Source organism: Streptomyces fradiae ATCC 10745 = DSM 40063 (genome assembly GCF_008704425.1).
GTDB classification, from domain to species: domain Bacteria; phylum Actinomycetota; class Actinomycetes; order Streptomycetales; family Streptomycetaceae; genus Streptomyces; species Streptomyces fradiae.
Map to the genome: position 1 here is coordinate 2064628 of NZ_CP023696.1, position 12891 is coordinate 2077518.

Below are 12891 nucleotides of genomic sequence, written 5' to 3' on the forward strand. Positions count from 1 at the left end.
GCTCAGCAGTGCTGGGATCACAGAGACGGCCTGCTTCGATGACGAAGAACCGCCGCCTTGCACCGCCCTCGTCCGCTGCCGTCAGTTACGGCCCTCACCCCGCGCAGAGGCCCCGCCAGGGCAAACCTGACGGGGCTTCACACCTGTGCTGGAATCCCAGGGAAATTGAATCCAGCTCCGAGAACTTCCCATTGCGCGAGCAGTTTCGAACTGGGCTAACCCTCTGGAAATGTGAACCCAGGACAAGCATTCAGTTCAGTCCCGGGAAGAATCGCTACATCGAACTCTCTGCCCCCTGGAGAGCCGCACAGATCGCCCACCCCACAGCCTGAACATTCTCACTGTAGAAGCCGTACCTGTTGTGAAACGCCTCTTCCGATGAGCGATTCAAGAAGGCGAACGCTAGGGCCCCATACAGCACCCGCAGATCGGAGTGACTCAACGGCACCTCAATGCTCGAGAGGGACTGGAAGTCCACCTCTCGGCCCCTCAGTTCGAGGAGTTCCGCCGACGCGTCACCGGCCACGACGCCCACCACTTCCAAGGAGTGACTGCCGCCATAAAGATCCACAAGCACCCTTCTGGCCAGTTCGAATTGGGCCGGAGTGAGGCTGAGTACGTAGCTTTCACCCGAACGCCTGAGGCGAACCCTCCTATACATGCGACCTCACCCCGGCTAATTGAAGATGCTGTTGAACTCGTCCAACGATTGGTGATAAGCGTGAACCATGTAGGAGTTTTGGACGATCGTCACGCCTCTACCCCTTGAATCCACCCTACTCTCATCGCGTCTGGCAGTTGTTCCCGGCTTCCTTCGGTCGACATGGGTCATACCCAAGTCGCGCTGACCAGCCAAGTACCGCCCCAATTCATCCGTGTTGCCGCCGATTCCACTAATGGTGTGATCCGCTGCATCGCTGGCCGAGTTGCAGGACGGACACATGCGCTGAACGTTATAGTCAACGCCATCGGCAATGTCATTCCCATGGCGATCCTGAAGTGCTGCGTGCGCATCGTCGTCGATCCCTCCGCAGTTGTGAACGAGGACCGACGCAGCCCCAGCCAGCACATAATACGTGTGGATGTCCGTCAGGGTCAGGTCGTGGGTGCGCTGGCGCTGGTCGAACGGGCGGACGGACTTCACCGGAGCCACGTCGCCGTCGGCCGTGCGCAGTTCCATGCCCGGCTTGAGGTCGCCGGCCTCGATCCAGCGGTTCTCGGACTCCACCCAGAAGGGGTGGGTCGTGGTGGAGATCAGGGCTTCCGGCCGACCCGTGCCGCCCTCGATCGTCAGGTCGACGAAGTGCTTGTCGTCCTCTGTGACGATGGTGCCGGCGACCTCGCGGACCGTGGTCTCGCCCGTCTCGGGGTCCGTCACCTTGAGCTTGTCGCCGAGTTCCACCTCCTCGATCGGCTTGGTGGTGCCGTCCTCGAGGAGGACCAGGGTGCCCGGCAGGAAGCTGTGGCAGCCGGTCTTCAGCCGGAGCTGCGCCGCCTTCTTTCTGGCCGCCGCCAGTTTGTCCTGCGCTTTGGCCAGGACCCCCCGGGCTCTGTCCACGGCCTTGCCGGCCTCGAAGTAGCCCTTCACGCCGTCGATGAGTTCGCCGACGAGGCCGACGATCCTCTTCCCGAGCGCGTAGCCCTTCTTGATGTTCCACGGCATGCCGTACTTCGCCAGGAGCTTTCCGGCGATACCGCCGGCGAAGCTGCCCGCGATGTTGAGCAGGGTCTCGCCGCACGCCCCAAGGTCGCCGCTGGAGACGCAGTCGAAGGCGGCCGTGATGCCGAGCTCGTCCTTGACGATCTTGATCAGCGTCTTGGCGGCCTTCTTGATGCGCTGCCGGGCGTCGGACTTCTGCTCCTCGGCCCCCGAGAAGATCTTCTTGGCCTCGTTGACGTCGCTCTCGGCGTCGTCGACCGGGTCGGACTTGCCCGTGGGGCGTCCGTGCCGGCAGTCGATCTCGCGGGTCATGCACTCGGCCGGCATCAGTCCGCTCGGGTCCGACAGCGTGACCGGGCTGTTGTTGGCGTAGGCGTAGCCGTTCATCTGCTGCGGCTGCGTGTAGTCGATGATCGGGTCGACGGAGATGAACTTGCCGATCACCGGGTCGTACTCGCGGGCGCCCAGATGTGTCAGCCCCGTGGACTTGTCGATCGTGCCGCCGACATAGCCCTTCTCCCCCGGCCATGTGCCCGTGGCCTGGCCGCGTTCGACGCCGTACGGGTCGAAGCGGCGCTGGGAGACGGCTCCGGTGGCGGAGTCGATCGCCACCTCGCCCGTGCCGTGGTGGTCGGAGGCGATGAAGGAGACCTTGTTGTCGTCGGTGCGGACCGCGACGGTCTGTCCGGCGAAGGTGTAGTACCGGGTCGCCTCGGTCTTCGTGCCGTCGGCGGAGAGCTTCAGCTCCATGCCGGGCAGGTAGACGGTGGTGCCGGTCGGGTCCTTGCGCTGGATGCGGTTGCCGCTGCCGTCGTACAGGTACGTCGTCTCGGTGCCGTTCGCCTCCGTGGCCTTGGCGAGCTTGCCCTGGTCGTTCCACTCCAGCACCTGGGCGTCGCCGCCGATGACGCGCTTGGTGGTGTTGCCGGCGGCGTCGTACTCGTACGTCGACTGGCGGTCGCCCGTCGGTGTCTTCTCGACGACCTTGGTCAGCTGGTGCGGCCCGTTCCCGGCCGCGCCCGCCGCGCCGTAGGTGTAGGTGCGGGTGATGTCCTTCGACGCGTCCAGGGACGTGTCGTGGACGGTCTCCGAGGTGCGGTTGCCGATGGCGTCGGTGACGTACGACTTCCAGTACGGCGCCGGGCCGCCGAGCGCGCTCGCGCCGGGCGCGGCCTGGCAGGCCGCGGGGCCCGAGCCCGACACCGGCGCGGTGGAGCCGATGGTTCCCGAGCCGGAGGCGTCCGTCGCCGTGGCCGCCGGGGTCCACGCCGCGGCGAGCCGCTGCCGGTTGTCGTACCGGAAGCACTGGACGTCGGGGGCGGCGGTGTTCGCCGTGTCGGCGACGGAGAGGACGTTGCCCGCCTGGTCGTAGGAGTAGGTCGACTCCTTGACCCGTGCGGGCGCGCCGTACACGTCCACCAGGGACCGGGTGAGGCGGTCGGTGCCCTTCTCGTAGGCGAAGGTGTTCCAGACCTTCTTCCCGGTGCCGGTGAAGAGTTCGAGCTGCTGCAGGTGGCTCTGGCCGCTGTAGACCGCGTCGGTGACGTAACCCGACATGCTCTTCGGGCGCTGCAGCTCGTCGTAGCCGTAGACCAGGCCCTCGGCGGGCAGGCCGCCGGCCGCGGGCAGGGAGCTGCCCTGCAGGGTGCCGTCCCTGTTGTAACTGGAGGTGTAGAGGTAGTTGCCGGCCAGGGCGCCCTGAGATTCCGGTACGACGTGCATCGTCTTGAGCGGCTGGTAGAACCGGTCCATCTCCTGCACGACCGACGCGAAGTACTCGGTCGGAGAGGTGTAGGTGAGGTTCGCCCACGCCTTGCCCAGCCAGCCCGCCTTGTCGTAGCGGGTCTCGCTGAGCTTCGTGCCGGTGTCGGGCGCGCCCTGCCAGGTGGCCGTGACGCGTCCCAGCTTGTCGTAGACGGTGGAGGTCCGCTTGCCGCGGGCGTCCGTCACCGCGACGGGACGGTCGAGCTCGTCGTACCGGGTCGTCGAGGTGCCGGCGTCGGGGTCGACGCTCTTGACCTTGCGGCCGAGCTGGTCGTACTCGTAGCGCCAGACGTTGTCCTGCGCGTCGGTGACCGTCTCCAGGAGGCCCTTCGGCGTGTACGTGTACGTCGTCGCGTCGTAGCCGAGGAGCTCGTTGGGCGCGTCGCCCCGGTAGTGGCGGACTTCGGTGGTCCGGCCGAGGGCATCCGTGATCGTGGTGGTGCCCGTACCGCCCTTGGGCGGGTCCACGTCGGTGCGCTCACCGGAGTAGGCGGTCGTCGTCCGCCACTGCTCCACGCCGGAGACGGCGAAGACCTGCGCGGTCTGGCGGCCCAGGCCGTCGTACTCCATGAGCGTCTGGGCGCCCACCTCGCCGTTGTGGACGAGCAGGAGTTCGTCGGAAGGGGCGCCCGCCGCGTTGTAGGTCGCGTTGGTCTTCTTCACCTTGCCGACGCCGTCGTAGAAGGTGTCGGCGACCATGCGGGTGCCGCCGGAACCCTCGGTCTGTATCTGCCTCGGGCGCAGGAGGCTGTCGTAGAGCGTGTGCTCGGCGCCGTACGAGCCGTCGTTCTCGACCTTCTCGGTCTTGATCGCGACGACCTTGTCACGGCGTACGTTGTACGAGTACCTGATGCTCGGGGTCTGCGCCGACGAGCGGTCGGGGAGCCACACGGAGGTGAGGCGTCCGAGTCCGTCGTAGGCGAGCTGGGTGCGATTGCCGTTCGGGTCGGTCTGGCCGATGGACGCTCCCCAGGCGGGGGCGTAGTCGGTGGTGGTGACGTGGCCGAGGGCGTTGGTGCGCTTCGTCTGGGAGATCAGACCGTTCGCCTCGGTGTACGCCGTGGTGGTCTTCGCTCCGGAGGCGTCGGTCTGGGAGAGGGGACGGCCGAAGGCGTCGTACGTCGTCGTGCCGGTCACCTGGTAGGTGGCGGTGGTGCCGTCGTGCGAGGTGAGGCGCTCGGTCCTGGTGGCGTCCCCCTTCTCCGGCGCGGCGCCGAAGGCGAGGCCGTCGTAGGAGGTGCGCTCGTCCGCGAGGACCTGCTTGCTCCGGTCCGGGGTGGTGGCGCAGCCGACCGAGACCGACTCGCTTCGTGACGGCAGGGACAGGATGTTCTTGGCCGGGTTGTCCGCGTACCAGGTCCTGGTGCAGGACTCGTCACCGGACTTCGACACGTCGCCGAGTTCCTCGACCTGGGTGACGCGACCGGTGCCGTTCGCCGTCTCGTAGGTCGTGGTGGCCTTGGTCTCGCGCCAGGTGCCGTTCGACAGGAGCGTGAAGCCGCGGTTCACCCGGGGCCGGACGATGGTCGCGTGGCTCGTCGCCCACGGCTGCGTCTGGGTGGCCGTGTGGTGCATCCACGGCTGGGAGATCGTCTTGGCGACGACCTCCCCCTTGTCGTAGGTGGCCGTTTCGAGCTGGTGGCCGGTGAATTCCTTCACGTCGGTGTACTCGGCGCCGGTGGAGTCGGCCACCTTGACCGAGCGCGTGCCGCCGGAGGGGTCCTTGTCGCCGTCCATGCCCTGCATGTACGTGTAGTCGATGCGGGTCTTCTGCTGCTCGGCGGTGCCGCTGGTGACGGTGACCTTGTCGTAGCCCTGCCAGCCGCCCCAGGTGAGGAACTTCTCCTGGGTGATGCCGTCCGGCTCGGCCTTGCGCCAGGCGCCCTTGCCCTTCGCGTAGTCGTAGCGGGTGACCAGGCTGTCGCTACCGCCGGTACGGTCGGTCTCGATGATCTCGGCCACCACGTACTTGTGGAACCAGTCCGTGATCGGCTCGATGGTGCCGGGCGGCGACCACTTCACGGGGTAGCAGCGCTTGGTGGACGAACCGGGGGCCGGAAGCGCGCCTGCGGTGCACTCCGCCGGGGCGTAGTTGACGTCGAGCTGTGCCCCGGTCTCGCTCAGGACCGTGGCGAGGCGGAAGCGGTGGAACGGCGCGATGTTGTCACCGGGCGCGTCGACCCGGTTGACGAGCTGCTCGCCGAAGAGTTCCAGGGAGGGCAGCTTGGCCGCGGTGGTGCCGGCGCGACCCTCGTGGTCGATCTTCGACAGCCAGAGCGTCTTCGAGTCGTCGCCGTTGTCGGTGAACAGATGGGTGAACGTCCAGGCGTCCACGTCCTGGTAGGTCGTGGCGTCCTTGCGCATCTGGGTGGTGACGCCCGTGAGGCGCTTGGTGGTCCAGAACGTCTGGCCGACCTTGCACTTGGTGTCGGGCTTGCACTCCTGGTCCACGGGGACATCAGGCCAGTGCGCGGCGTTCGCAGGGATGCGCTTGGCCTCCGCGCAGTCGAACGTGGCCGTGGGCAGGCAGCGTTCGGCGGTGGTGAAGACCACACGGGCCGGGGCCTTGGCCGCGTACACCTCGCCGTCGCGCTGACCGTAGTCGATGCGCTTGAGGTAGCCGCCCCGGTGGTAGGGGGTGCCGTTGACGTCGGTCTTGCCGCCCAGGGCGTAGTGGTTCGTCTCCGGCTGGTAGAAGTACGACATCACGTTGCCGTGGGCGTCCTTCACGTAGTCCAGGTTCCAGCGCCACGCCTGCTTGCAGTGGGCGTTGGCGAAGGTGGCGTTGTGGCAGGGCTCGCCCGCGTCGTCGCCGAAGACGGGCACCGTCCAGGTGGACGCGGTCTCCTCGTTGCCGCTCGCCCAGCCGGGGAGGCGGTTGAGACCGAAGTAGTACTCGGTGCCGTCGGTGGTGGTGACGCGCCAGTACTCGTTGTCGTTGTCGCCGTTGACGGTGTTCGTCAGCTTCTCGACCTTGGCGCCCTCGTCGGAGGCGAGGTGCCACTTGCCGGTCTTGTCGTCCTTGACGAGTTCGGTGGCGCTGCCGTTGAGGAGGATCGTGGCGTTGTCGAACGCCCAGCACTGCTCGCCGGATCCCGCGTGGCCGTCGTCGGAGCACGGCTTGTAGCGGCGCTCGATGTAGCCCGGGTCGTACGAGAAGCCCTCGCCGATCCAGGAGCCCTGGTTGTTGGTGGCCGAGGTGCGGCCGTCGGCGGACTGGGAGGAGTACCCGAGGCCGAGGCTCGGCACCTGGCCGCCGGGGGTCGGCACCGTGCGGAGCGGATAGCTCCAGGAGAAGCCGCCCGACGACGCGGAGACGTTCCAGCTGGCGGACGGCGAGAGCGCCGTGGCCTTGTACGTGCCCTGCGCGGAGGACGGACCCGACGTCACGGCGACCAGCGGGGCGCCGTCGACGGCCATGGTGGAGGGGCCGGCGTCGGCGGGCGCGGCCGTGACGTCGGCGGCCAGGGTCCGGCTCTTCGCGTCGTTGACCGTCGCGAGCGGCTTCGGCGCCTCGGGGCACTTCGCGGAGCCGGGCTGCGCGTACGCGGCGCAGGCCGGGAGCTGGACGAGGTGGAGGCGGGAGCCGTAGCTGCCGCCGTACCCCTCGGCGAAGGACGAGTAGCCGACGGTGACGCGGACCTCGGCCGCCTTGTCGCCGTCGTCCGCGCGCTCCAGCCGGAGGAGGCTGCTGACGCCGAGCTGCGCGGCGCGCGCCGGGTCGAGGACGTCGACCTTGACCTTGCCGGGGGTCGCGGGCGAGGCCTTGGCGGAAGGCGCGGCGGGGCCTGCCTTGGCTTGGGCCGGGGCCTGCGGGGCCGTGACGGAGACGGGGAGGCCGCCCGGTGTCGCCACTGCGGGCTTCTTCGAGCCGGCTGCCGCCACGGCGACTTCCGCGCTGCCCTGCCTGGGCCAGGACGCCCGGTCGAGCCCGGTGACCGCGGCCTTGCGGGCGGGGTCGGAGGGGCGGGGTGCGGCCTTGGCGTCGGTGCCTTCGGCGGGATCGCCGAAGTCCTGGACGCCGGGCCTGCCGCGGCCTCTGTCCTCTGCGTAGGCGATGGACTGGACGGTGGACGCGGTCAGTGTCAGGGAGAGGCCGAGGACGGTCGCGGCGACCGCGCCTCTCGGCAGGCGGTGGCGCAGCAGGCGGCCACGTAGAGACATCAGAGGGCTCCGAGGGTCGGATTCCGGATGGGGTGGAGCGTGAGGGGTGCGCCGACGCCGCCGTGGCGGTGTCGGCGCACCGGGAGGTGTCAGATGTCGGTCAGTGGCGCCAGAAGGGCCATCCTCTGGACGGCCGTCGTGTCGGCGGCACCGCTGTACACACGGACCTCGTCGAGGGAGCCGGCGAGGTACTCGCTGTCGCCGGTCAGGGACCGGCCGATCTGGAGACCGCCCGTCGCGGACCACAGCGTGTCCTCCATGCGGTCGGCGGCGGCCGCGAGTTGCCCGTTGACGTACAGCCGGATGTCGTTGGCGAAGGCGTCGTAGACGACCGCCAGGTGCTGACCGGCCCCCTCGTTGTCGGGCAGCTGCTGGTCGTCCCGGAAGACCCGCACCTCCGCCGTCGTCTCGTCGGACCGGGCGACGGCCAGTTCCCACGCCGGTAGTTCGGTCGCGGAGCCTGGTCGGTAGCGCACCACCGCGCGGTTGGCGTGGGTGCCGGGCAGCGACAGGACGGTCTGCGGGGCGGTCGCGTCGAGCGAGGTGAGCTGCACCCGGGCGGTCATCGTGAAGCTGGTGCCGCCCGTGATCGGCGGGGCCGCCGTCGCGGCGTGGTCGCCGTCTCCGTCGAGGACCAGGTGGCCGTCGCCGACGAGGGCGGCCTCGTCGAAGACCGGGTCCGCCGGGCGGTACACGTACGCGTCGCCGTGCAGCTGGAGCGGGGCGCCGCCGCCGGTCTCCGGGGAGGCGCCGTTCGTCGCCGTGTCGAGCTGCCAGTAGCCCTTGCGTACCGGCTTGACCGTCATCAGCTCCGCCACCTGCGCGGCGGGCAGGACGCGGTCGAAGACGCGGACCTCGGCGAGGTCGCCGGTGAAGTGGCCGCGGTAGCCGGTCTTCGCCGTGGAGCGGCCGATCTGGAGCGGGCCGTACGACCTCCATGCGGAGAGGCGCGGCGAGCTGCCCTTGAGCGTCTCGTTGACGTAGAGCTTCAGCTGCGCCTGCTGGGCGTCGTAGACGCCTGTCAGCAGGACCCACTGGTCCTTCACGACGGTGAGGCCGGTGGCCGCCGCGCGCCACTCGCCGACGCTCTGCACGTCGGTGCGCGGGACGGAGAACGCCCAGGTCCTGGCGACGGCGTTGTAGCCGAGTGTGAAGCCGGGCTCGCCCGTGCCGTCCTGGCTGACGACGGTCATGTCGCGGCTCAGGTCGGTGGGGCGCACCCAGGCGCTGACGCTGAAGCCGCCGGCGGTGTCGAGGACGGTCTGGCCGGCGTCCAGGTACGCCTCGGCGGTGCCGTCGAGGCGTACCGCGGAGTCGACCTTGCCGCCGGGTCCCTCGACGCCGAAGGTCACGCCGCCGCCGGCCGAAGCGGAGAACTTCTCCTGCTCGTCGTGGGCCTCGGTGCTGCCGGCCGGGTCGGCGAGGCTCCACTGGGCGGCGGCCGACTTGCCCTCGGTGACGTTGAACTCGTAGCGGTGCACGGTGCTCGGGTTCTCGGCCCTGTCGACGGCGACGACTTCCAGCCAGTGCGGGCCGGGGCGGCTCGGCATCCACTGGACGGACGCCGGGCCGCCGGGTGCGGCGGGGGTGACGGTGGTGGCGGGGGACGCGGTGGAGTCGAAGGCGTAGCGGTACTTGACCACGTCGGTGTCGGGGATGGAGTCGTTCCGGTTCGGCGAGAAGGTGAAGGTGCCGTACGTGCCGACGCCGTCGTGCCACACGCTGTCGGCCGGGTACTGCTCGGACAGGACGTTCGGCTTGCCGGGCAGGGTGGCGTCGTAGACGAACTCGCACTTGGTGGCCGACCAGGGCCCCCAGCCGTCGCCGTCGAAGGCGCGGGCGCTCCAGGAGACGACCCTGTTCTGCGGGATGGTGGAGTGGACCTGGTGCCAGAACCTGGTCCCGGCCACGGGCGCCATGTAGCCGGTGTCCGCGGTGTACGACTTGGCGACGCCGGCGGCGTCCGTCCACTCGACCTTGAACTGGACCTTCACCTTGTCGGTGAGGCCGCCCGCGTGGTCGGGGTCGCGGGCCTCGGTGTACAGCTTCGGGGGCACCTCGGTGTAGGGGCGTGCCGTGCCCGTCTTGCAGCTGCCGCCCGGGTTGCTCGACATCAGCGCACCGGTGATCTGCGACGGCAGGGTGTTGTAGCTGACGGAGAGGTAGGCGTTGCCGCAGACCCGCTTCCACTGGGAGAAGGTGCCCTCGTCCTGGGCGCGCAGTCCGAGCGACATCGCCGTCCAGCCGCCGTTGGCGGCCGCTCTGACCTGGTTGGTCAGCTCGCCGGTGGGGCCGCTCTCGAAGTGGAGGTTGGCCTGGCTGGAGCAGCCGGCGGGCGAGATCGCCTTGCTGACGGTCTGGAGGTGGTCGGCCCACTGGGTGCTGGTGTTGGACCAGTTGGTGCTCGCGGTGATCGTGTGGTTGGCGCCGCCGATCCGGTACAGCTGGATGGGCATGGCGACCGGCTGGGCCTGGTAGATGTGCGTGACGCGAGCGGAGAACGTCGCCCCGAGGATCTGCTTGCCCTTGTAGAAGGACGTCGGCATGGTGAACATCACACGCCGTACGCCGACGCCGTTGCAGGACACCGGGTTGTAGTCGGTGGGGCAGCGGCCCACACCGGCGCCGTCGCTGTACTTCCAGTCCTGTTCGGTCGGGAAGCCGGACATGACGCCGGTCCAGGCGCTGCGCGAGGTGGTGCGCTGGATGGGGTCGATGACGACCGGGAAGACCGTGCCGGGGCCGGTGAGGAGCGTGCGGTCGGGGATCAGCCGCAGCGTGTCCTCGGCGACCTCGACACCGAGCGGTGCCGTACGGCCGCCTCCGCCGGGACCCTCCAGGGCCGGTGCGGGCGCGGGGGCGTCCGCGGCGAGGGCGCGGGCGACGGCCTTGGCGCCCTGCGGCCTGGTGGCGGTCTCCTCCACGGAGGCGGAGTCCCACATGACCGGCTTGCCCGCCTGGAAGACGGTGCCGCCGACGGCGGCGTCCTCCGCCTTGAGGGCCCCGGAGGCGTCCTTCGAGACCTTCAGGCCCTTGGCCGTCATGCCCAGGTCGATCCGGGCGAGCCGGGGGTCCGCCGCGGCCGCGGGCGTCCTGACGACCAGGAGGTGGGCGAAGCCGTCGGCCTCGGCGCGGACCGTCAGGTCGACACCCGGCAGCGCGTCGGCGTACGTCGCCGTGTCGCCTTCCAACCGGGGCGCGGGAAGCTTGCCGTACGGCCACGTCAGGGCGAACGCGCGACCCGCCCGGCGGAGGGTGGCGAAGGGTTTGCCGGCCTCGCCGGACGAGAAGGCCAGGTCGACGGTGCTCGCCTTCGGCCCGAGGGTGCCGTCCGCGCGCCTGACGAGGGTCGTGTCGACCTCGGCCCACGCGCCGTCCCGCACGGTCCGCACGGGTTCGGTGTACTCGCGCGCCGTGAAGGAGCCGTCGGGTTCGGCGAAGACGTCGCGGCGCTCCCCGCGCAGGCCGAGCACCTCGACGCGCTTGCCGCTCTTACGCGCGGCGTCCTTGGCGGCCTCCTCGGTGGCGGCCTGGGCGGGCGCGGCCTGGGGGACGGCGGTCGTTGCGGTGGTGGCGGTCCGGTCGGGCTCGGGGAGCCCGGTCAGCCCGGCGGCGAGGACGGCGCCCGCCGTCGCGGCGACCGCCGCACCGCGCAGCAGACCGGTGCGGCGTATGCGGGTGGACACGTGGTTCCTTCCCCCGTCGGTTCTTCCGGTGGTGTCGTGGGCCGGGGTACGGGGCGGGGTCATCGGACCACCGCGCCGAACGCGCCGTCGCCCGCGGGGATGCCGTCCTGGCCGGGCTGCCAGGTCCGGGTGGGGGCTTGGCCGGTCGTCGCGTTCCACGGGAAGGCGTGGACGGCATGGCCCTCGGCGGGGCCGTACGGCATGCCGACGAACAGATCGGTGCGGGTCGCGCCGAGGCTGACGCCCGCGAGCTGCCGCGAGGCGGGTGGGGAGGGGATTCCGGCGCCGGGTTCGAGCCAGGCGTCGCTCGCGCCCGGAGCCCCGAGGAACGGGAAGATCTGGACACCGCCCTTGTCGACGTGTTCCTCGGTGGACTCCTCGCCGGGCACGCCCACGGCGAGCCGCATGGTGGCGGCCGTCCCCACCGAGGCCGGGTCGGTGTTGGTGGCGGTCAGCGTCTGACCGAAGAAGTCGCCGGGCTCGGCCTCGCCCTCGACGTCCGCGGTGTTCTGGTCGATCCAGCCGAGGTGGGTGACTCCGCCGGTGGCCGAGATCTGGTACGTCTGCACGGCCCCGGCGTCCATCACGTCGGCGAGGTCCTCTCCGGGGACCCCTACGGCCAGCAGGTACTCGGACGGCGAGGAGGCCGTGGAGGGCCGGTAGGGCACGAACGCCATCGACGTGCCGTACCGGTCGCCGGTCTCCGCCGACTTCTCCGAGCCGGCCGCCCGGAGCTGGCCCATGCCGAAGCTCGGCGCGGGGATGCCGTCGGTGTTGATGGAGGTGCGGAACGCCATGACGACTCCGGCGGACTGGTCGGTGTCGACCGATTCCCCGGGCACGCCGACGACGAAGAAACCGCCGGACGCGACGATGGCCGAGCCGAACTCGTCGTACGCCTCCCGCTCCTCCCAGACGCCGGGGCTGTCCTGGTCGAAGGAGACGGCGCGGAAGTCCGTGCCGTACACGGCGGAGACGAGGCCGCTGTCGGTCCTGCCGGAGACGTCCTCGCCGGGCGCTCCGATCACCAGGTACGGGACCCCGGTGGCCGACCGGGTCGCGGCGACGGCGTACCCGACCCGGTCCTCGGGCTCGGCGGTCTCGGCGAGGGCCGCGCCCTGCCGGAAGCCCTTGTCGGGCGTGCCCTGCCCGATGCCCAGCGGCGAGCCGTAGATCAGGTGGACGAGTCCGGCGTCGGGCACCTCGCCGACGTCCTCGTACGGGATGCCGACCGCCAGGTCGCTGCAGCCGTCGAGGTTCGCGTCGTAGACCGCGAGGGAGAAGCCGAACTGGTCGCCCGGCTCCGCGCCGTCGGAGACGTTCGGCATGGACTGGTGCACCTGCACCGTCCCTTTTCCGCCACCCAGGACGACGTGGACCTGCCCGGCCGCCGCCATCCCCTCCACCGTGGCCTGCGGGTCCGCGATGACCATGTCCCGCAGTCCGTCGCCGTTGAAGTCGCTCTCCACGCCGCCCGCGCAGGTCTCGGCGGCGGCGGCCGGCTGTCCGGCCACCGCCCCCGGTCCCAGCGCGAGACACGCGGCGGCCAGGGCCCCGGCGGCCAGACGCCGCCGGGGCCTTCCCGTGCCGGACATGTATGCCCCCACCCGAATGAAT

General features: G+C 70.2%; 4 protein-coding genes. All 4 read right to left on the reverse strand.

Annotated elements, in window-relative coordinates; genetic code table 11:
- Positions 1-274: 274 nt before the first annotated feature.
- On the reverse strand, positions 275-661 hold the full coding sequence (locus tag CP974_RS09310; RefSeq protein WP_031128574.1) for a hypothetical protein: 387 nt from the start codon (positions 659-661) through the stop codon (positions 275-277).
- Between the two features lie 15 nt (positions 662-676).
- Positions 677-7588, reverse strand: coding sequence for a polymorphic toxin-type HINT domain-containing protein (locus CP974_RS09315; RefSeq protein WP_078915318.1), 6912 nt, complete (start codon positions 7586-7588; stop codon positions 677-679).
- Between the two features lie 89 nt (positions 7589-7677).
- The gene (locus CP974_RS09320) at positions 7678-11274 is read right to left on the reverse strand and encodes a LamG domain-containing protein (RefSeq protein WP_051838904.1); all 3597 of its coding nucleotides are present in this window, start codon (positions 11272-11274) and stop codon (positions 7678-7680) included.
- A 59-nt stretch (positions 11275-11333) separates the two neighbouring features.
- The gene (locus CP974_RS09325; RefSeq protein WP_223844446.1) at positions 11334-12788 is read right to left on the reverse strand and encodes an FG-GAP repeat domain-containing protein; all 1455 of its coding nucleotides are present in this window, start codon (positions 12786-12788) and stop codon (positions 11334-11336) included.
- Positions 12789-12891 lie beyond the last annotated feature (103 nt).